Raw genomic sequence first — 22012 nt, forward strand, 5'->3', positions numbered from 1 at the left:
AGTGGGTTCTGGTCCATGCTCCCGCCGAAATCGGGGCGGGAGCATGTCGCTTGAAAGCGCCAAGCGGATTTTGCAGTCGCTCTCGGTGATACGACCTTCAGTGCCGGGCGACTTGCTTCCCGCAATTGATTATTCAGGTAAAACCCGTGTGAACCACTTGGCACCGTTCCTTCCGAAAGCCTTTCGTATGACTCTGTTGTTGCTACTGTTCCCGAATTGACGCCGACCAAGTGGGGTCATGAGCGATGTTCGTTGCTTAGCAGGTCGCACGCCGTACACACCGTGAAGTACCGTCGCAATTAAGGGCAGGAAGCCACCTTTGCGCGGCCCGGATCGGGCGCACCAAAGCCGTTCCGCGCCGCTCACCCGAGCGTAAAACCAACCCGATCCAACGACTCTTCGTCTCAGAAACTGAGATGCATCGCTAAGCTCAACATCTTCCCGACTCCCAAGCGCTGCGGAGCGACACCAACTGCTGTTCGCCCAGCTGACGCTCATCGTCGTGACGTCTGCGTCACGGGACGAAGGGCGTTTCGAAGCGCATTTTGAAAGCCATGCAGCATATTTCTTGTAATTGCCGTTAGATCGACGATACTGATGTCGCAAAGATGTTTTTCGACGAGATTTCCCTGACGGAAGATGTTTTTCTGCGGAGGACGCCGCACCTTTGCAGAATATCATCTTTAGCGTGGAGCCTGTTATGCGATACGACCGAATCGACGCTCGCATCCTGGAGATCGTGCAAAAGAATAACCGTCTTACATCCGAGACGATCGGCGAACTGGCCGGGCTTTCGGCTACCGCCTGTCAACGCAGGCTAAAGAGGCTTCGCTCGGACGGCATCATCGAGGCGGACGTTTCGATTGTTTCGGCCAAGGCGGTTGGAAGACCTATTCAGATGCTTGTGCTGGTGATATTGGAGCGGGAGCGCTCGGACATAATCGACAGATTCAAAAAGGCGATCAAATCATCCGTTGAAGTCGTCAATGGGTTTTACGTTACAGGCGATGCTGACTTTGTCCTATACATAACCGCACGCACCATGGACGACTATGAGCTGTTCACGCGGCGATTTTTTCGTGAAAACCCCGATATCAAGGGGTTCAAGACCATGGTGGTCATGGATCGGGTAAAAACCGGATTTGCTATTCCAATTGAGGCTCCGTCCGAGGATTGAAGAAAGTGTCTCACCACCAGATCCGGCTTACCTGCTCCATCACCATGTTGGGCAAGGTCTCGCGGTACCGGCTACGAAACGAGCCCAGGTCTTCGCGCATTGGTGCGCAACTTTCGACTGAGTGGCGTCCCCTCCAGGCTAGCAACACCAACTGGTCATCGGGGCGCTTCGTGGCGCGAGCGAGCTGAATGACTCTGTCGATGAACTTGCAAACGCTCACCGACGAGAGACGGCGGCTTGGCCAGCACAGCTCGATAGCGCCCTTTTTTGTCGCTCGGTGCAAGTAAAACGCTGCAAGTTTCCGGCGATAATGTGCTCTATGCGGCTACGCGCGATGGAATTTCCAGGCAGTTTCAAAGTATGGCTCCGTCTATATGCGTTCACATCGATGCTAACCCTTACGCTGGCGAAAAATAGAACAGATCTAAGAAGATCGGCTGCGCTTCAGCTGCGGCGCCAATGACGCCGCGGCTCGCTCGGCCGAGTCTGTCGCGGGAAATCAACTTTTGGGATCAATATATGACCAAAAGGATAACACCTCTGGCTCAGTTGAGTGACATCTGGCCTTCGCTGGGGGCATTTTGCAGGGAGTGATTAGGGAATGAGCCGTGTCGTTGGAGCGCGCAGTTGCAGGCCAAGAGCAAGGTTCACTCGTCAGGATCGGCATAGGGCGAGGCTGAACTCTTGGAGTGAAGCTGACTCTTTTCAGGTTTCTCATACATCTAAGCAGCACAAATCGAATGACCGGGCCCGCCGGTTTGCCACCACCCCGTCGTCACCCTCATTCTTCGAACCATCCGGGGTAAGGCAGCAAGCTAGATGACTCCTTCCAAGCCTCGAACGATTAGCACTGAAGGTATCACCGCGCCATTCCGCCACCTCACCTTTCGGCGCATCTGGCTCGCAAGTCTGCTTACGAACCTGGGCGCCCTGATCCGGACCGTCGGCGCAGCGTGGGCGATGACTCAGATGACAACGTCGGCGGACAAAGTTGCACTCGTCCAGACCGCGTTTTTGCTACCGGTTACGCTGATTTCGATGCCTGCAGGCGCAATTGCGGACATGTATGATCGGCGGATCGTGATGCTTGTCGCGCTCGGCATGTCGCTAGCTGGTGCGACCGCGCTGACGACACTTACCTGGCTCGGGCTGGTCACGCCAGACTTGTTGCTGATACTGTGTTTCGTAATCGGCAGCGGCGTGGCTCTGATGGATCCTGCCTGGCAATCCTCAGTTAGCGAGCAAGTGCCGGCGGAAGCACTTCCAGCTGCGGTCGCGCTGAACAGTATTAGCTACAACATCGCGCGCAGCGTGGGACCGGCGATCGGCGGGATGGTGGTTGCGACAGCCGGCGCAGTAGCTTCGTTTGCCCTAAATGCATTGCTATATCTGCCATTGCTTGTTGTACTGTTCTTGTGGAAGCGAATTTCCGAACCGTCATATCTTCCCCCCGAAAAACTAAACCGCGCCATCGTTTCTGGGATCCGCTACATCGCTAACTCGCCCTCGATCAAAATTGTGCTGATTCGTTCCATGATCACCGGCGTGATCGGAGGTGCCATCATCGCGCTAATGCCGCTGATCGCCCGTGATCTCCTTGGAGGCGGTGCACAGATCTATGGGATAGCTCTCAGCGCGTTCGGACTTGGCGCGGTAATTGGAGCGCTATATGTACCCCAAGTACGGAAGCGCCTGAGCGGTGAAGCAGCAATTCGCGCCTGCGCACTGTCAATGGGTGGGGCGCTCCTCGCAGTGGCGTTGAGCCACGAGCTGATTCTAACATCGGCCGCTCTTGTCCTTACGGGGGCCGTATGGATGATCTCCTGGGCCCTCTTCAACATTGGCGTGCAGCTGTCGGCGCCGCGCTGGGTTGCGGGACGCTCGCTCGCAGCCTACCAAGCAGCAAGCTCAGGAGGCATTGCTGTCGGTAGCTGGGGCTGGGGTCGTTTGACCGATGCTGCCGGTGTCGAGACGGCGCTTTTGATATCAGCAGTGCTGATGTTAATTTCTCCACTATTGGGGCTCTGGCTCCGTATGCCTCGCATTAACCTGCGAAGCGAGGATGCTGAAGCGCTCGCGCATCCTGATGTTCGGCTTGCGCTAACCCATCGCAGTGGACCGGTTGTGATTGAAATCGAATACCGCGTGGCACAAGAGAATGCGCGGGCCTTTCACAACGTGATGCAAGATGTGCAGCTGTTCCGAAAGCGGAATGGTGCGTATGGCTGGTCGATTGCTCGCGATATCGCTGATCCTGAACTGTGGACAGAGCGCTACCATTGCCCGACGTGGCTTGATTATCTACGTCAACGCAACCGCTCGACGCATTCAGAACGCGCGCTAGATCGTCAAGCGGCGTCCTTTCACGTCGGTCCAGAGCCCGTGCGTATCCGGCGCATGCTAGAGCGCCCCTTTGGCTCCGTTCGGTGGAAGGACGATGTACCCGACCGTACCGCCAACGAGTCCTTGCTCGGTGATTATAACCGGAATCGAACGTAGTAACTGTCAAAACCTGATGTGACGGATGGAGCATCGCGCAGCCTCTTTGACAGCAGTCCAGAGCTGCCGCACTGGACCGAGAGCGGTTCCGATGACGGCATCTGCTGCAAGTACCTCCTCATTCCGTCGAACCCGCTTCATCGGCACGCCGAGTGTACTCAGCCGCGCCTCGCTTAGCCGGCCCAGCATATGGAGCAAGTGGCGCTTGTGGCAAACGAACTTCCGCTTCGTCACAAGATGTTGCAGGATAGGAGGAAACGGAGGACGGATATCAAACCCGATCTGCTAAATACGCTGGGTTTCTTGCGGGTCGCGCCAATCGATTCCGGACAACAGGTAGCTCATCTGCGCCGGCGAGATCGTCACTGCTTCGCCCGCAACCGAAGGCCAGATGAACCGCCCTCTCTCGAGTCTTTTGGTGACAGGCATGCTCCTTGGCCATCGTGCCAGATCACCTTCACAAGATCGCTTCGGCGACCGCGGAAGACGAACAGATGACCGCTGAGCGGGTCCTTGCACCTCCTGCACTTGGAGTGCCAACGACGGAAAGCCTCGGCGCATGTCCGTGTAGCCTGTCGCGAGCCACACTCGCGCGCCCGTCGGAACCGGGATCATCGGCGGACCAAAGCATCGAGAACGCGACGTAGCGCATCTCCATCAACATCGCCATCGACCCGGATGCGGTGCCCGCTACCAAGATCAATTTCGATGATGCCCTGGCTCTTCCGTCGACGCACCGCCGTCGTCAATGGCGCTTCGGCCACCTCCAGCTGCGGCACAGACGGCCCAATCTCGACCGGCACGAACGGCGCTATACTCACTTCACCGTGCTTGCAAAGCTCTTTGCGCCACCTGAACAGCTGGCCTACATGAAGGCCAGCCGTGCGAGCCACCTCGGAAACACTGGCTCCGGGCTCGAGCGATGCTGCAACAAGCCGTTCCTTCTCATCCTGCGACCACCGACGCCGACGCTCGACCGATGTGATCACCTCCGCCCTCGAAATCGTCAGCTTCTCCTAGGATTACCCCTAGGACCTGCAGCGTTCGCGTCCGTCAAACAAGGCGGCACTCAGCGGAGCGATACGGACAGTTGCGGCTTCGCAGAGATAGGTTCGCAGCAGTCGATCGCTCCAGCGTGAGATTCTGCCGTTCTGATCGATCTTGCCGGACTGGTTGCGTCGAGGCGTAAGCCCCAGATAAGCCCCAACGGCCGACGCACATCGAAGGCGTGAAGGATCGTCGACCGTGTGCCTGAACGCCAGGGCGGTTACGACGCCCACGCCCGGGACCGTCATCAGGCGCCGCGTCGTTTCATCCGCGTTTGCGAGCCGACGAATCTCTTCGTCAAATCTGCTTTGCTGCGCGCAGACCTGATCATGGACCAGCAAGAGAGGAACGCAGGTGGTGATTATCACCCGACAAGTCGTTGACCTGCTTCCGAAATTGAAGGCCTATAGCTCTTGAGAACAGCAGGCCGTACTCTTTGAGGATGCTGCGGACCTGGTTTTCGATGTCCCTTCGAATTCCGACCAGGCGCGCCACCGAACGGCCCGGGTCCTTTAGCTCTCTTCGCTCTTGACCTTCACTTCTCGGTACCAGCCGGCCCTAACCAGCTCGGCTAGTCCTCGGGCGTCATTTTGATTGCTTTTATTCAAGCGGCTCGAGAGTACGGCATGTGCGTGGCGGGCATTGACACAGAAGACAGGAAGATCAAGGCGTCGGAGCTCGTGCCAAAGTCAGCTCGTCATCGCTCCAGTCTCAAAACCGATACGCTCGGCATTTGGCGCACGTTTGCGAAGTAGCTCGGTCAATGCACAAGGTTCGGATTTGGCCTTGCCTTCGAACGTTATTCGCCCACTTTCGTCGATTACGCAGACTGAAGTTTCCTTTTGTGAGACATCCAACCCGACGTATTGCTTCATGGTAGCGCTCCGAATCGGTTGATTGGGAGAGCTCTACGATAGCGGGAGCTCCCTGGCTCACGAGCGCCGATCGCAATTACGTCATCGTTTGCAGAATTTGCCCCCCCGTATTGCCTCATCTGCAGATGTTACCCTGATGGCGCCATTGCCGATGACGATCCGATGCCGATTGATCGGCCGCGCCAAGTGGCTTTCCCGGCTTGTTCGACAAGAGGGGCTGTGGGCGGGTCGGCCCTGCATAGCCCGAGCCGTCCACAACCCCGGGCAATGGGGCTGCGGTCGTGGCGTCGTCGAGTGGGCCCCGAGCAACCAGCTGTTCGGCAACCTTCCGTCTGAGCTCGCCTCAGCAGACGCTGCACGATCGAATGCTATCTCGTCCCAAACTCCTCGGCGTATTTTTCGCTCAGCCGGCAGACAATCGCGAGCGCAATCAGCTGCGGTTGCTTGGCGAGCCAACCCTCAATCACAGCGATATGGCGATCAAGCTTGGACGCATGCGAACCCTCGTCTTATAGGGCCGATGGGTGCGCCGGTGCGTGGCACGCGGCTCGCCGACCGTCGCCGTCTTGCCGAGCCTCTTCGCGAAGGTCGCTGCGGTCCTGTCCGGCACGGCGATCGACGCGATTACCGAGTTCGTCCTGAGTTGCACGAATCTCGGCCAATAGCCCGACCGGATTGAGCGAGCGATACTGATTGCGCAGCCGTTTCTTCGCGGCCGCAGTCACCTTGGATGCGCCAATGCACGCTCATAGGGCGTCGACGGGGGATGATAGCGCTTGATCACTTTAGCCCCTTCGCTGGAAGAAGTTGACGTAAAGCCGTGCCGCCGAATAGAGTCGGCCCATCACGCGCGCTGTCTCGACGCCATCGAAGCGGCCGTGGCCCATGAGGCGGCGAACGTTCACGAGTGCGTGGCCCGTCTGGATCGCGCTCTCGCGACCGGCGGCCTCACATGCAGCGGAAAGTTCTCAACATGCATCTCGATCGTGAGCAACGTAGCGTGTTGAGTTTGTCCGCCTCCCCGCTTGCCCTATCCTGAGCGAGCTTGACTGCAGATCAATGCAAGTTCATTCGACGCTTACCCTCCTTGTTGCAGGCCTGGTGCCGAGACGGATCAAATCAGCGGGTCCCGCAAAATGCTGGCACACTGATTGCCTCCATTGCCGCCTGCACTCCAGCGTGTCAGAACTATCGCGCCTATTCGATGCAGAAGCCCTTCGTTGCCGGCGTACCCTGACGATCATTGGCTGCGCTTACGCGGGTTGAGCCTGCCAGAGACAACGCTCATCTGCGTCAGAGTCTGAAACGTGATCGGCATGCTGATCTACTGGCTCAGCGCTGGGCGAGGTCAGAGCGATTCCTTGCGGACGAGCCAGAGCCGGCGCAGTAACCAGGGCCTGATAGGCAGGTAGAACGGCCCGAATGCTATGGCCCAGTGGAGAGGATCAATGCCTGCAAATTGAGAGATCAAGAGCCGATGTGCAGTGACTTGGGAACCCTCATTCTTAGTAGGTGGACCTTCCGTTTCGATCGCCCTACACCGTAAATGCACACCTTGGCAGTGCAAAGTGCAGCGCAAGTACCAAGCCCTGCACGCCGACGGTTTCCTCGGGGGATCTGATCCTAAACGAGGTCTGCCAATCGGCCTGCCACCCGGCTTGCGATGTGTCTCGCTTCTTTGTCGCTGGCTTCGGCATGGGGACACTGGCGCCGTTCGCGAGGGAGGGACTGTCGGTCGATGACGACGTGCGAGGTTTTCTGCTGCTCTGCCTTGATATGGGCCCGGTTGCCGCGATGCTTTTGGCGGGTTTGTTGAGTGCGGCTACGGCAGTAAACCGCTCATCCCGATCGATGGGTTCAGCCTTGCACACTCATCCTGCGTTGGCTGGTGATTGCCGGGGCGCCCATGAGTAAGCCCTTATACGAGGCAAGGTTCGCGGTCCTCGGTCGGGCTTTTGTAAGTTCCCGACGTGTGGGAGAACTCTGAGAATGAATAAATCACACCCGATGAGTTCACAGGATCTGCCTTGTTCTGTGATTCCCGACGGCAAGGTCTTGGAAATAACTACGACCACGGGCTGCGTGGTCGGATGTTCTTATTGTCCACAGGACAAGTTCGCCGCCCGACAAAGAGCCGTATCTCACGCAAAGTATCTTCTGTTGAAGATTTCAAGAAATGCCTGGCGCGCGTACCAGCAGCTGTCGACCTCAGCTTTTCGGGATACTCGGAGCCCTGGCTCAATCCGGATTGTACCGAAATGGTTGAGCATGCCCACGCATCTGGCCATGGCATCCGGATTTCCACGAGCCTCGTAGGAATGAACGGGCGGGATCTACGACACCTGCAAGCGCTGGATTTCCGAGTCTTTCTAGTACATGTTTTTGAGGACGGCACCTATATGAACAGTGGCCTAGTCGGGCGCAAGTATGTCGATTTGATGCGTCAACTGATCGACGCAGAGGTCTCATCCTTGCTATTCATGGTTCTGGGGGAAATCCATCCTAACCTTGTCTAAGGATCTGTTCAAAGGGCCGACTTTTTGCGAGATTGTCGATCGCATGAACGGAAAGGATGGTTTTCTGGTTTGCCGGCTATGTGAATTTGCTCAATCAATAGCATAAAGGTGCCCGGGTCGGATTGCTGGGCGCGTCTTCGAGGCGCCAGCTGTATTTACGCGATCGCAGCGAAAGGCGAGCGAGAACGGAAGCGAGGGAGGAAGACGAGCTGCTTCGCGCGACACTGGATCAGATCATCAACCTGAAGCACGATTTGGTGTAGCTTAGCGGCAAGATGGACTGAACTCGGTCGATCGCGAGGTCGCACCCGCTCTACAGCGAGGAGCGTAGACCCGGGATCGGAAGCCGGTTCGTGATCGGGCTGTTGCTGCTCAACACATTTGCAGCCTCTCCGACGAAGGGACTGCAGCCACTGGATCTACGAACTTCACCGCTATTAAGTCTCCAGCACGTTCCCGAACGAGCGTTGGCCCCTGCCCCATTGGCGCAAGCGGCTCGGCGACGACCTGGAACTGCTGCTGGCCGACAGCCTGGGGGTGAGGCAGGAGGCGGCGCGCTACGCAATCAGGACCTGAAGCGAGTCACCGTCGACACCACGGTGCAGCCGAAGGCCATCAGCTTGCCGACTGACGCCAGGCTGCTGCATGCGGCGATCCGTGCCTGGTGAGACGGCACGGCGTCGGGCTTCGGCAATCTTGCGGAGCCGTTACGCTTATGCCAAGCAGTTCAAGCGGCATCAGCGGCAGTTGCGCATCCTGTGCAGCCGGCCCGGCCGGATCACTCTCCGCCCCAAGATCGAAGGTCAGCGGCTTTGGAGAAGGGGTCTGCACTTCCCCTTGGACGGGCCAGTCACCGCCGCAGCAGCAGCGCCACGGCGAATGGAAGCTCTATTCCTTCCATGCCCCGGAGGTGGATTGCATCGGCAAGGCCGCCGCCCTACGAGCTCCGTGAAGTCCTATATCGTCATCAACAACCGCCGGACTCCCGCCGGCCTGTTCGTCCTGTATGCAGGTCGCTGCCCGATAATCCCTAGGGCGCTCACACCTTGCGGGCCTTCATTGACCACCCCTAGGCGTTCACGGGCTGTCCTATCGAGCGGGCCTATGTCGGCAAAGATACCGCGGCCACGCCGCAAAAACTCCCGTCGCGTCTTCGTCTCCGGCGAGGCGCGGCGTCGTCCATCCATTAGGCGCGAGCTGCGCCGCCGCTCCGCAATCGAGCCCATCATCGGGATATGCCGGCTGAAGGTCACATCGGACACTGCTATCTCAAGGGACGCGCTGGAGATTCCGCCAACGTCATCCTCTTCGACGTCGGACACAACTTCTGCCGCATCTTCTTGGCTGAGGGTTCATTGGTGCCTCATCCTGACCGCACTCATAGCGGCCGCCAATAATTCGTCGAAGCTAGAATCAGTTTCTTAATGAACGATTAAGTAGAAGTTCGATTCACCCATCTGACGCGGTGGTCCTTCTGGCTTGCAGGCCTCGAATTGCCTGAACTCGGGTCAACGTCGATCCCGGCTGGTTTACAGTCCGAATCATCGGATCGATAAGGAACAGCAAGAGTTACCGCCCGGGTGGTTGGTGGTTCTTGCCTGCTTGGCTACCCGACACGCAAGAGCACGACGTTGGTTCATTTAAGAGCAAGACTGCAGCACTACCTGAGGCGGAATGGCTGGCAGCCCTTCACAAACGAAAAACGTAGCGATCCGCTGACGTCTCGGACACGTGTGTTCGGAACAAAGCTTACTCCCCTTCGCTCCCGACGTCCTTATGATCTCGAGCCGGATCAGGTCGTGCCAACTCCGTTAACGACTTGTTGAACGGGCTCGTCGAACCGGTAGTGCGTGGCCTGCCGTTCGAACAGCCATCGATAGATGCCGCCCGCCCGAGTCAGGGAGCCGTGGTTGCCCTGCTCCACGATCTCACCGCGATCGAACACCAGAATGCGCTCGAAGTTGCGTACCGTCGATAGCCTGTGCGCAATCACGATCGAAGTGCGTCCGTTCATCAACCGTTCCATCGCCTGCTGGATCAGCCCCTCCGAGACCGAATCGAGGCTCGAGGTGGCCTCGTCCAGAATCAACACCGGCGCGTCCGCTAGGAACGCCCGCGCCAGCGCGACCCGCTGCCGCTCACCGCCCGACAGCTTTACACCGCGCTCTCCGACCAGCGTGCCATACCCTTTCGGCAGCCGCAGGATGAAGTCATGCGCATTGGCGAGCCGCGCCGCCTGCTCGATCGCGGCCATGTCGGCCTCGGGCCGGCCGTAGGCGATGTTCTCAGCCAGCGTGCGGTGAAACAGGATCGGCTCCTGCTGCACAACCGCTATCTGGCTACGCAGCGATTGCTGTGTCGCTTTGGCAATATCTTGGCCGTCGATCAGGATCCTGCCGCCGGAGAGGTTATAGAGCCGTTGCACCAACTTGATAAACGTAGTCTTGCCCGAACCGGAACGGCCGACAAGTCCAACGCGTTCGCCGGCGCGGATGTCGATCGACAGGCCATCGTACAAAGGCGCGCGGTTACCCCCATAGTGAAAAGTCACATCCTCGAATGTAATCCTTCCACCTCGCATTTCGATCGGTTTGGCACCGGGTGCATCGATGATGCCCATCTGCTCTCGATTGATAGTAACAAGTTTCGTCATGTCGTTCACAGAACGCTGCAGATTGTTGATGTGCATGCCGACCTCACGCAAATAGGCGTGGATGACATAATAGCTCGTCAGCATATAGGTGGCGTCGCCCGCCGAGGCCCGCCCGGCTATCCGCAGCAGGATAGCGCCGCCGATTACCAAACAGCGAAAGCACAAAAGCATCACGTGCTGCACGATAAAAGAGCCGTTCCCACGCTGCCACGTGCGCAACACCCGTGCCTGCCATTGCTTGATGACACCATTGAAACGCGCATCCTCGCGCATCTCTGCGCCGAATGATTTCACCACGGCGTTGCAGGTGAGCGCGTCCGCCAGTGTGCCGCCTACCTTGGTATCCCAGGCATTGGCTTCTTGTGCCGATGGCGCGATATAGCCGATCGTCATCACTATCGTAATCGCGCCATAGATGACCGCGCCGAGTGCGATCACGCCGCCGAGCCCTGGCCAGTGCAGACTTAACAGGATCATTGAGCCCACGAGCACCGCGAGCGATGGCCATAATGCCATCAGAATGGTGGCATTGAGCAGGTCGAGCGCAGACATGCCACGCGTGATCTTGCGAACGGTCGAGCCGGCAAAGGAATTGGCGTGCCAATCAGTCGAGAAGCGCTGCACCCGCATGAAGGCTTCGCATGTTGCATCGGCGATCGTCTTCAGCGTGAACGGCACAATCGCCTTCAGGCCAACAAACCGTAGGATCAGCGAGATGAGACCCAGGGCGACGATGCTGCCGAATGCAACCAGCGCCGCATGCCGCGCGGCCAGATCGTTCGGACCCGACGTTAATGCGTCAACGAGATGGCCCGAATAAAGCGGCATGAACAGGTCGGCGATCGGTGCGCCTAAGAAACCGACGAGAACGAACGTGAGGCGGACAGGCTGCTTCAGCCAGTGCTGGAATACAAACGGCATGACCTCGCGGATCGCGGCGGGTCGTTGGTCATCGTAAACATTCATGACGCGATCCGGCCGCACTCACAGCGCGAGCGGCTCCATCTGGATTGGCGCACGATGAGTCATTGAAACAATCGGTTGTTGGATGCTTTGGAACAGCTCGACGACGGGCTTTATCAACGCCGGCGATTAACGGCACGGCCGAAAATCCTGCAAGGACAGCGGGAGTAGGCGCGCGATGGTTGAATAAGACACGATGAGGCGGATCGTCGCCGATTCGAGGAATGAGGCGCCGTTTGCACATGGATCGGGCGCAACCTGCAAGATGGGAACTGCGTGAGCACATCCATCTCAATGGTCGTCGGCGCGTGATATCGCCGCCGCAGCAACCTCGTTTGTGGCAGATCTTGCCATCTTGCAAGAGCCCAGAGGTATCGCTGACGTTACGATCGATTGACGGACCGTAGGACTTACGGCCGTACTGGCCGCCGACGAGCACGCAATTTGATCTTTCGCTCCAACTCCATAGTCCTGGCGGAATGTTCACTGCAGGCCCAAGATCCGCTGGTTTGGCGGCACCACTTCCAACGAGCGCAATCCTTGTGGCAAGCCAAGAATGAACTTCTGATCGCATCCTAACCTTTACTAGGTGCACATTACCGACTTGCACACACGTCCATCAATGAAACAGGTGCGACATGGCTGCTTTAGGCTTATAGCGCCGAGCCACGCGCAACCGACGCCCTTAAACAGTCTGATCCTGTTACGTCGTTTTCGACGCCATTTCTGGCGAGCGCTCGATGTGAGGTCGAGCAAGAGATTGGTCTTGCCTGTGTTCTTGCGTGCACAATGTCGCGTACGCAAACAATTCGTGTCATGTCGAGACAAGCCGCGCGTTCCTTTCAGATGGGACGCCCTGTGCACGCGCCCGAATAATTCCAGCGGAACAGATCTACTCGGTCTGGCCATTGCCTCGTTCTTGCTCCAGCACCACTATGCAACGAGGTGCAGCCGAACTGCATTTTTCGCAGCCGGCTGCAGCACATAACGATGCAATTGACGGTTCGAATGTTCGCAAGCCGAACAACTGCAACAGAGCATCAACCCTCTTACGCCGCCATCGCTGTCTTTGAGTAGCAACAGCCGTGCCAGCTTCTCGGCAAACGTGTTAAGCTGTTGTTTGGGATCGGAAACCGGACGCCGCTCGGGTGACAGCTAGTGCTTAGAGCGCGACAGTCGTCATACTTGCCGTTAGGAACCAAACAGGATCTGCGGTCATCTGCGCCAGAAAGAATGCCTTACGACCCTGTCGAGCACGGCTGAGCTTGAACGCCCGCAAGCTCAAATGCGTGTGGATGATCATGCCCTCCCTTTGTCGCGAAGCCAGCGTAGCAGGTCGTTGATGCTGGGGCTACTCAACACTAATTCGGCTTACAACAGCAGCCCAGAAATGCCGTTCTGCTTGAGCTCCATAGCGGAAAACAAGAGCGTCGCTCCCTATGATCTTGTTTGATGTCCGCAGCACTTCCCAGACGTCGCAACTGCGACGGAGGTGGGCAATTCCTCCTTTGCTCGTGAACTCGAAGGCCGCACGCGTTGGATCTGGTTCGCGCCAAGAAAGACCAGATGCTCGTGCGTTCCGATCGGGTCCTCACTGCGCTTCTAAGAGGAGGCGCTCAGGTGGGCCGAGAACTAATCCGCGATGAAGAACGTGGCCGCGCGCGATGGAGCACTTCCAGCTGGCTATTTGCGCTCCGGTGACGCCGCCAAAAAAGCCCCCGGCTTCGAACAAGATGGGTCATAGTCGGAATCTCCAAAACAATCACAAGCTCACGCCAGGATTGCAGCTGTGGTCTCGCAGCTAAGAAAACGCTGACATACGCCACGCACGAGAGTATCTTTTTGACTTAATCGGGGGCCGGCTTCATCATGGCTTCGACCTCTGCCCGAAAAGCCTGGCGCGACGCGTCACGCGAGTAGAACATGGCCGCCCGGATAGACCGCGAGCTTGACGCGCGGCGCCGACGCAAAGGCGGGCAATTGGTCGAGCACAATCTGCGAGCCGAAATAGGGCGTTGCGAGATCGAACAGGCCGTGCCCGACCAGTATGGTCATCTTCGCGTCTGTTGCGAGGATCTCGCGCAGCTCCGACACCGACTGCGCGGGACCGCGGCCGAAATCCCAGGCCTGCCCGACCGCACCGTTGATTAGCTCATGGGAGCCGTCCGGCCGCCAGTCAGCTTGCGCGTGAGGAGATCGACGGCGGTACTGGTCAGTGGCGCCAGAAGCGCCTCCCCTGAGGGATCGCCGAAGCGAGAGCTGTTAGAATCCGGATAGGGATCAAGGCCACGCACGGAAGCATCGAAGCGGCCGGTCACCTTGCCGTTCTTGCGGTCGAGCTCGCGGCGGAATTCGGCGACATCGAAGCGGCCCGCGAGCCGGCGGCTCACCGCCTGGTCTATTCCCGTTAGCGTGGCGACCTTGTCGGCCAGCCGCGTGGCCGCCTCCTTCTCCGCGATGCCCTTGACCAGGTCGGTCAAGAACTCGCCGCGTGCGTAAGCTTCGACCTCGACGAGATCGGCCCGCTTCACCGGTCCCTTCCCTTCGCGTGCGATTGCGACATAGCTCGGCAGCTTTGCGACGTATTGAAGAAGACTCGTGCCGCCGAAGTCGCGGAAGTCGAACACCGGTGAAATCATGATCAGGCCCTTGACGCCGACACCTTGCTGCTTCTGCAACTGGCGCACCACCTTTGGCCCGCGAATACCACCATAGCTTTCGCCCGCGACATACTTTGGCGACAACGATCGGTCGTGCTTCTCGAGCCAGCGGCGGATCACCAGAGCGGGCGCGCTGACATCGCCGTCTACGGAAAAGAACCGCTGGCGGACATCCTCGCCGCTCGCGACGAAGCGGCTATAGCCGGTCCCGACCGGATCGATAAAGACGAGGTCGGTGAAATCGAGCCAGGTTTCCGCATTGGGCTTCACCTCCGCAGAGGTCGATGGTGTGACCTCGTCGGCATTGATCGGCAGCCGCCACGGACCGGCATTGCCGAGCTGCAGCCAGGCCGACGATGCACCAGGCCCGCCGTTGAAGAAGAACGTGACGGGGCGTGTGGCGCGGTCGCCACCGTCGAGCTGATAGGAGGTGTATGCGATGTCGGCCTGCGGCTCGCCCTTGTCGTCGAACAGGCGGATGGAACCTGCGGTCGCCGTGAATGCGAGCGTCCGCCCGGGCTGCTCGAGCGTTTGCCTGGTGGTGGAGTCCGGCGGAAGGCGGTGCTGCTCGGCCGCTGACGGCGTGCCAGGTGTTTGGCCGCCGCGCGCGCTGGGACTGCCCTTCTGGTCGGCCAGCGTTGTGGCCTCGGGGCGCGAGGGCGGATTGTCGGCCCAAGCGCTCCCGATCACGCCACAGGCAAACAGAGCCAGCGCAAGAGAGGCGCGGCGCAGCGCAGTCCAATCGAATTGCATCGAGTCTCCTCCCGTCCCGGCCGCACTTTTGTACGACCACCGTGTCTCCCAAGAAGGCCCAACGACTTACCTGACAATCGAGGACCACCAAACCTACCAAGTCCGGTAGTATTCACCCCATGGCGATCAGCAGCAGCGCCAGTGAGGAGGCGGTGCTTGAAAAAGCCAATCATTTTTCGACGAGCAAACGGATGCCTTAAGAGCGTCTAACGCGCGCTGCATCCTGCATCGGAACAACTGAATCTCGCCGCATAGATGCGTTTCGTGCACTCGGCTATAGCCGCTTAGGCGGTGGCTTCTGGGACAAATCTGGAGCGATGTAGCACGGCAAGCGGCAAGGCGAACAAACTCAACAAGCTACATTGCTCACGACTGAGATGCATGTTGAACTATGCGCTGCATACGAGGGCGCCATTGCGCGATCCAACGCGACACCACTCGTGAGCGCGCATTGTGTTGCCCCAGCTTGATGCACGCTCAGGAAGCAGATTGGGAAACCTGCCCTGATCGCTCCTGCCGGATGATCTTCGACGTGAGTTGGGCGCGAATTCCATCGCTTTAGCGTACGGCTGACGCCACGAATTCCTAATCTCCCAGAGGATTGGCGTTTCAATCCGCAACTGGAACGAAACGGGATAAGGGATCAAAAAAGCTCCGCGCCAGCATAATTTCCGCCAGCATAGGTAAGGAGGCGCTCGCAAAGAATGGTGGATTCAGGCAATTGGGTTTTCAGACCTTGTCCAGGTTTATGTCGCAAATGCGAAGGGCGATCGACAAACCAGCTAAATGCTGGGATTGATTGGCAAGAAAAAGGGCCGCTCGAATGACAAGCGGCCCAAGTCTAGGGAGGAAACGCCCAAGGAGGACGGCGGTCGCGCGAGGCGCTACCGCACTGCAACAATACACGACCGCACTGCACACGCAAGGGACTTTTTCGCCGGCGTTCGCTTTGTTTGCGGCGAGTGGGTTGATCGCGGCGAAATCAGATTGCGAGGTCAGGCCGATTTTGCCAGGGGCTCGGCTATGCTCTGTCAGCCTTGCATTCTGCGGCATTGCTCCGCCGAACTGGCACCACAGCCACTGGCGAGAGACTGATGCTCAGTAGGAGCTTCCCAGAAAACGTTTGGGACACCAAATTAGGCCAGTTCTGATCCAAGCTTTCTGCCGGCAAAAGAAACCGGAAGGCATAGCCCTCATCACTTTCGATCCAGGCGGGTGGTCGCCTCGTCCAAGGCGGCATGTCGCGTCACGAACTCCGGTGCACTCTCGAGTGAGCGGGGCGAGCATGTCCCGTCGTGGGGCGATGTGCCGCAATCACTTCGCCCCACGCTAGTGGGCGGACTGAAGATCAGATCGCATGCATCAAGCGCGTCGAAGGTCAGACGTACCCGGACAATCGGAGCTGCACGCAACGTTGTCTCAGAGGCAGTATTGCCGTTGCAAATAACGCCGACTAAGCCTTTCTGGACGAAGAAACCATCACTACAGCGTTTCTGTTCTAGGAACGGGGTGCCATGGGGCGACCACTCTAGCGGTCTTCCGGCCAGGGACGTCAAGCCACTACTTCCGGTAGTTGAACAGTTTCGCAACATCATCTTGAACTCGCTCAAGAACATGGAATTCGAGTCTGTCGAGTGATAAGGGTTTCTCGTCAAGATCATTTCGCCACACTCCGGCCCGCTCAGCTTGTCACTGTCCATGGTCGATCATTCGAGTGGCTCGACATCCGCACCGACACAGTCGCCCAGTTGCGCGATCCGGTGACGCTCGAACGAGCGTGGGTGCCACTGGCCACGATCACCGTTCCGGTGCGGCCAGACTGGGCGCGGACACATCCCGCAGTCAGTGAGGCCAATCGCCCACTTTCTATTTTTTTCCATCGCTTCCGTCGTCGGAAGCAATCAGCTGATACGATCGCGCTCCAGGATCGTGGGTGACATGGCTGGTACATCCAGACCCGGTTCGAGAACGGCGCGACGAGCTCGTACGTCCCCTGTATCGGAGCTCTGCGGACCATTAAGGAGGCCAGCGCTTTCAATTGCGTGAAATGTCCCTCGATCACCTGCAGGATGGCACTGAACGTAAGCTCGGCGACTGTATCTGCGGGATCAAAAAGCTGTACTGGCTGATGAAATAGCCTTTGGCACCGACCATCTCGGATGCGACGAGCACGAGCATGACCGAGGCGCTCGCGAGGCGAATGCCGACGAAGATCGTCGGAAGCGCCGCCGGAAGGATCACTGCGGACAGTTGCTGCGGCGTCGCGCGCATCGTCCGCGCCGACGTGATCCGGAGCCCGAGAGCTCGGCGATGGTTGGAAAGAGGGTGAGCAGCGGGGCATTCATCGGGCAGCTATGTGCCATCGATGCTTGACCCCTACAACCCATCATCGAGGAATGGCTCGCCGCGGCTCCGCACTTGTCTGCGGTCGGGCCGGACTTTGAGATTTGCGATAAATACAATGCGGGTACGAGCGGTGTGACAAGGCATCAGCGCACTGCTCGTGAACGGCTAGACCGCAGCACGCGCAGCGGAGATCACATGATTTGTAAATGGAGCCTGCTCGGCAAGACCAGATGTGCGAACCTGCGCCGTCAATCTTGAGCAGTGACGCGGATGAACTTTTCATAGCATCTTCGCCTGGCTGAGGGTTTTTGGATGCGTCGCCTTGGCCGAAGCCATAGCGGCCACCAATCATTCGCCGAGGCTGAAATAGCTTCTTAACGAACGGCGAAGAAGAGGTTCAATTCAGCACCTGATGCGGCAGCCCCTACTGGCTTGGAGGCAGCCAATTGCCTGATCCCGAGCCAATCGTCGCTGCGGATCAGTCGCGCGGTGGCTCGCCTTTTCGCGCACATATCATGTTGGTTTCCTGTGAGCTCGCCACCCCGACCACGGCTGCCGGATTAACACAGTGGGAGCCCTTCTGAGGCCACATCGTCGGAGAGCTGGTCAACGCCGTCTGGCCGATTTGCTTGAGGACCTCAATGGACGTCTCTCCTCGTGACGCAGCTTCAAGGATTCTCGAAGCTACGTGCGTTCGGGTGCCAGTCTCATCAGCCGGGAGTTCTCTGCAAACTTCATTCAGAACTGCACGCAAGAGAGCGGCTCGTTTCGGAGGCGAACATAAGGAGTACCAACAATTTGGATGCGTGTTCCTTACGCGAATCCATTCGAGCTTCAGTGGGGCATCGTCGTCGTGAACGTCGGAAACAACAGGCCAAGGCGTACGCATCAGCTACTCAGCTTCATTGCGCGCAGGAGAGCCTTGGTGACGCTCAATTCAGATCACTTCCTTCTTTGACGATAGACCAGATCATCAGTGGCCACACTAGGCAGCCTTGGCCGTCTGCAGCTTTGGCTTGGAGCGCGCCACGCTGCGAGGACCAGCGATACTGAGGTGTACATCGCCATCGATAGAACGCCTCTCGACTCCATCTCGGTCACTGGATTTTCCGATGACGCAGCGCTGGGCCGCGCGGTTATCCCAGATTACAACGTCGCCTGGTTTCCAGCTCCATCTTACGCTATTCTCGGGCGAGGCGAGGTAAGATTGAAGGCGGTCAAACAGCTTCTGGCTCGCATATCTTTCCAGGCCGACGAAGTTCCTCACGGACTCTCCGAGCACGAGCAAGCGCTCGCCCGTCTGGGGATGGACGCGAACAACCGGACGCGCGTCCTCGCAGATGGTTCCGGTGAAGACATCACCAAATTGCTTTGCATCCATCTCGGCGGAGTGCCTGGTCAAGGTGCAATCATAGGTGCTGCAGTGCACTGCCCAGAGATTGTCGGCCAGCATCCGCAGCGGCTCCGGAAGATCAAGATACGCGGCCGCAGTGCTCGACCAAACTGTGTCACGGTCATCAGGCGGTATCACGACGCCGCGCAGCACCGAGATCTTCGGACATTCGTCACCGAAGCTGACGTCCGTGTGCACCTGGCCCGCATGACCGCTGCGACGATCCGGCTTCATATCTATAGGCGTTACCAGCGAACCAAGCCTGAGGGCAAAGCGATGCTGTTCGAAATCATCGAGATGTCCCTGATCACGGAAGAAGATGACCTTGTGCTCAAGGAGTAACTGGCTAATAGCCCGGACCATCTCGTCTGATAATTCATCTGATAGTCTGACGTTCTTGATCTCGGCACCGAGCCGGGCCGTGGATTTGACGATATCCGCTCGCGGGATAATGTTATCTGTCATGTTGCTCATGCTCATTCTCTCGCTATCGTGATGCGCGAACAAAGCTGCGTGACCACTCGGTCGAGGGACCGACAACAGAAGCCACCCAAGTCGGCCTGGTGATGCACCCTACTCGGTCGCAATGTGTTGCAGCACTCGCCACAAAAGGCTGCAATGCATCTTGGGCTACAGACCACGACCATCGTGTGACCCGCTCTGTCGCGCACAGCTCCGACTCTTGCATCGCCTCTGACCGGAGGACGAGTCGACGGGCAGCGGTGCCGGGATCGACGTGCAACATGATCGATTACCTCGCTCTTACATCGCAATCATACGGTCAACAGATGTCCAGTCCATGAAACGAAACCAGCATTCTTTTCGCCGATAAGAAATGTTCGCTCTGTCCGGGAGCTAAGCTTAAAGATATTTTTGGGAAGGCAACTCTTCACACGTCCGCAACAGGTACATTCGAGCTTATGAGGACGAAGCGGATAATAACTCGCGGTCTCATCAATCAGCGCGACTACGCAGCACTTTTCTACCACAAGTTAAGCACATTTCCATATGCAATTTGCAAGTTAGAAATAGATTTGTTTCGTCGTATTGAATTTAGTAAATATGCGCGACGGCTTCATCCGCCTGTCACATACGGAGCAGGCGCGCAGACCCGAAGCGAGAGATCAATCTTATCCGCGATATCAATTCCCGCTGCGGTTTAACAACGGGCTATATCACTCCTTTTGCGGGATTCCGTTTCAGGAGGATGCCTCAGCGTGAACTGGGACTTGTGTCAATAGCTTGGATATCAACATCGCTGCCAATCTAGAGGATTGAATTAAGTCGCGACTTGACGTGCATCGCTCGCACAAATGTCCGATACGTTGAGCGCCGTGACAAGCCTCTTCTCGGAAAAGCCGAGACGGCCCGCACCGCCAGCCGCGGACGACCTCGGCCAGTGACCCGTGCACGCAACGCACACCAAGGCGTGCTAATTCGTCTCGGCTTCCATTGACGTTCTATTTCGGAATTGATTGTATCTCACAAAATTCTTTTTACGTTCGCCAATGCGCGCCACGACGTGCCAGCTCCACTTCACCACCCTATTTGGTCGTGGAGCCAGGAATGGAAACATCGCGACTTCACAGCTCGACTCGACCTTTAGAAACGAGATGGCCGTTATCGCGACGCGAGTCATTTCGGGTGAGCGGCTTCAGGCCAATCTGTGAATTCCATCTCGAATTGACGAGAACTGACGGGTTTGGTCGTGAATTTTACGGTTCTTCCTGAGAGAGCCGCCAACGATCCGGATGCGAACTTAAACGCCATCTTGCCGGAAGCTGCGATGCCAACAGCCCTGTTGTCCTCCGTGATAGAGGAACCGGTCCCCTCCAACACCTGACCAACCGCAATTCCGTGGAGCGCACGGTAAATGTCGATAGAAGCCAAGTACCCTCCTTTCTCACTGTCCCACTGGCTGACTGACAGTCCCGTAATTCCCGCGTCCTTCAACAGACCATGGGCGACGCGGCAGGTGTATTGAAGGCTGACAATGGTGCGCCCATTCCGATCGCCTGTCGGCTCTCGATCGGCGCCGTCTATGATGCAACCGTAGCGCCGCGTTGAGTCCGCGAGCGCAATCTCATTCAACCCAAGCAGTCCGCAAACAACATAAAGTATCATACAGAGAGAGAGCTGCTTCATTGCCTATGCTCCGCGGATATCCCGCCGTCGTGTTGTACAACCTGACCCTACGGCCGATTCAAGCTCCTCGATTGTTGTTCGGATGGGTGCGCCTCACAGTGACATCGGCATGTTTCCGATTCGAGGCGACCCGGTAGGAAAGCGACTACTCGGTGGAATGAAGCTCAATGCTGCTGGAGAGTACCTCGATCAATTCGACCATAGGGATCAACGACGGCTCAGAGAGCAAGATCGGCCGCCAGCATGTGAAGACGGCGATGCGGCGGATTGGGATAGACGCTCTATCGCCATCCGCGCGCCACCAGACCCGAGCCCGGCCACAAGATCCATCCATATCTGCTGCGCGTCATGGAGATTACGCGACCGAACCAAGTCCGGCGATGGAAATCACCTACATTCTGACGGCGATTGGCTTCGCCGATCTCGCTGCGGTGTTGGACTGCGCAGCACGTCGCGGTCTGTCGTGGCGACTGTCGATCACCATGAACTTCTGCGTCGAACGCTGGCGTATTCCTTGGCTCGTCCCGGCAAGCCGGACATCTTCAACACGGCTCAGGCTCTCAGTTCACTGGACAGGCCTTTACCGGCGTGCTCGCCGACAACGGTCTTGCGATCAGCATGGACGGAACGGCGCATGGCGAGACAACGTGTTTGTCGAACGGCTCTGGAGCAACGTCAAACACGAGGAGATGTGCCCGCTATGACAGCGTCAGCCGGGCGCGCAGCCCGATCGGCCTATATCTCAACTTCCATAACAGTAGGCGTCCCCATTCCAGTCATGGCGGCAGCACGCCGGACCAAGCCTACTTTACCCGCTGCCATGCCGTATGGCAGCCTAACGCCCCGGCAGCGGTCCCATCTATCGACGCGGAAACAACCCGGACCAGCTCTATTTCACTGGAGGGACATTTCAACGGGGACACTCTGCCCATGCTGCAATTCCCCGATCTGTATAGGTCAGCAACCTGCTCGGTCATGAAAGTCG

At 58.0% G+C, this 22012-nt stretch carries 11 protein-coding genes and 3 pseudogenes; 5 read left to right on the forward strand and 9 right to left on the reverse strand.

The annotated features are described in order from the left end of the window. Window positions 1-700: 700 nt before the first annotated feature. Entirely contained in the window at window positions 701-1177 is a 477-nt protein-coding gene (locus IVB01_RS00065) for an Lrp/AsnC family transcriptional regulator (RefSeq protein WP_247494100.1), read from the forward strand. Window positions 1178-1996: 819 nt separating this feature from the next. Then, window positions 1997-3676: an MFS transporter gene (locus IVB01_RS00070; RefSeq protein ID WP_247494101.1), complete on the forward strand. Its 1680-nt coding sequence runs from the start codon at window positions 1997-1999 to the stop codon at window positions 3674-3676. A 285-nt stretch (window positions 3677-3961) separates the two neighbouring features. Here IVB01_RS00070 and tnpB read toward each other — a convergent pair whose 3' ends face one another. From tnpB to IVB01_RS00090, 4 genes are all read right to left on the reverse strand, one after another. Next, entirely contained in the window at window positions 3962-4105 is a 144-nt protein-coding gene (gene tnpB / locus IVB01_RS35570) for an IS66 family insertion sequence element accessory protein TnpB (protein WP_346659313.1), read from the reverse strand. 182 nt (window positions 4106-4287) lie between these two features. After that, window positions 4288-4665, reverse strand: a complete 378-nt coding sequence (locus tag IVB01_RS00080) for a transposase (protein ID WP_247494102.1) — start codon at window positions 4663-4665, stop codon at window positions 4288-4290. A gap of 39 nt (window positions 4666-4704) precedes the next feature. Beyond that, window positions 4705-4971 (reverse strand): IS110 family transposase, encoded by a 267-nt coding sequence (locus IVB01_RS00085; protein ID WP_247494206.1) that lies wholly within the window; start codon window positions 4969-4971, stop codon window positions 4705-4707. 441 nt (window positions 4972-5412) lie between these two features. After that, window positions 5413-5598 carry a hypothetical protein gene (locus tag IVB01_RS00090; RefSeq protein ID WP_247352905.1) on the reverse strand — a complete coding sequence of 62 codons (186 nt, stop codon included), beginning with the start codon at window positions 5596-5598 and terminating at the stop codon, window positions 5413-5415. Between the two features lie 2027 nt (window positions 5599-7625). Here IVB01_RS00090 and IVB01_RS00095 point away from each other — a divergent pair. Both IVB01_RS00095 and IVB01_RS00100 read left to right on the forward strand, forming a co-directional pair. Continuing rightward, window positions 7626-8114, forward strand: coding sequence for a hypothetical protein (locus IVB01_RS00095; RefSeq protein WP_247494103.1), 489 nt, complete (start codon window positions 7626-7628; stop codon window positions 8112-8114). A 149-nt stretch (window positions 8115-8263) separates the two neighbouring features. Then, window positions 8264-9464, forward strand: a pseudogene (locus IVB01_RS00100) (IS5/IS1182 family transposase); the annotation flags it as partial. Window positions 9465-9906: 442 nt separating this feature from the next. On the opposite strand, the gene IVB01_RS00105 reads toward IVB01_RS00100, so the two are convergent. The 5 genes and pseudogenes from IVB01_RS00105 to IVB01_RS00125 form a co-directional block, all read right to left on the reverse strand. Continuing rightward, a complete protein-coding gene (locus IVB01_RS00105) occupies window positions 9907-11733 on the reverse strand; it encodes an ABC transporter ATP-binding protein (RefSeq protein ID WP_247494104.1) in 1827 nt (608 codons plus the stop codon). Between the two features lie 1844 nt (window positions 11734-13577). Then, window positions 13578-15143 (reverse strand): annotated as a pseudogene (locus IVB01_RS00110) (peptidase S10). 2058 nt (window positions 15144-17201) lie between these two features. Beyond that, window positions 17202-17414: a hypothetical protein gene (locus IVB01_RS00115; protein ID WP_247494106.1), complete on the reverse strand. Its 213-nt coding sequence runs from the start codon at window positions 17412-17414 to the stop codon at window positions 17202-17204. A 1060-nt stretch (window positions 17415-18474) separates the two neighbouring features. Next, window positions 18475-19362, reverse strand: coding sequence for a TauD/TfdA family dioxygenase (locus IVB01_RS00120; RefSeq protein ID WP_247494107.1), 888 nt, complete (start codon window positions 19360-19362; stop codon window positions 18475-18477). A gap of 1155 nt (window positions 19363-20517) precedes the next feature. After that, window positions 20518-21027, reverse strand: coding sequence for a hypothetical protein (locus tag IVB01_RS00125; RefSeq protein WP_247494108.1), 510 nt, complete (start codon window positions 21025-21027; stop codon window positions 20518-20520). 227 nt (window positions 21028-21254) lie between these two features. Here IVB01_RS00125 and IVB01_RS00130 point away from each other — a divergent pair. Further along, window positions 21255-21866 (forward strand): annotated as a pseudogene (locus tag IVB01_RS00130) (integrase core domain-containing protein); the annotation flags it as partial. Window positions 21867-22012 lie beyond the last annotated feature (146 nt).

Origin of the sequence: Bradyrhizobium sp. 164 (genome assembly GCF_023073715.1) — a bacterium.
Classification (GTDB): Bacteria; Pseudomonadota; Alphaproteobacteria; order Rhizobiales; family Xanthobacteraceae; genus Bradyrhizobium.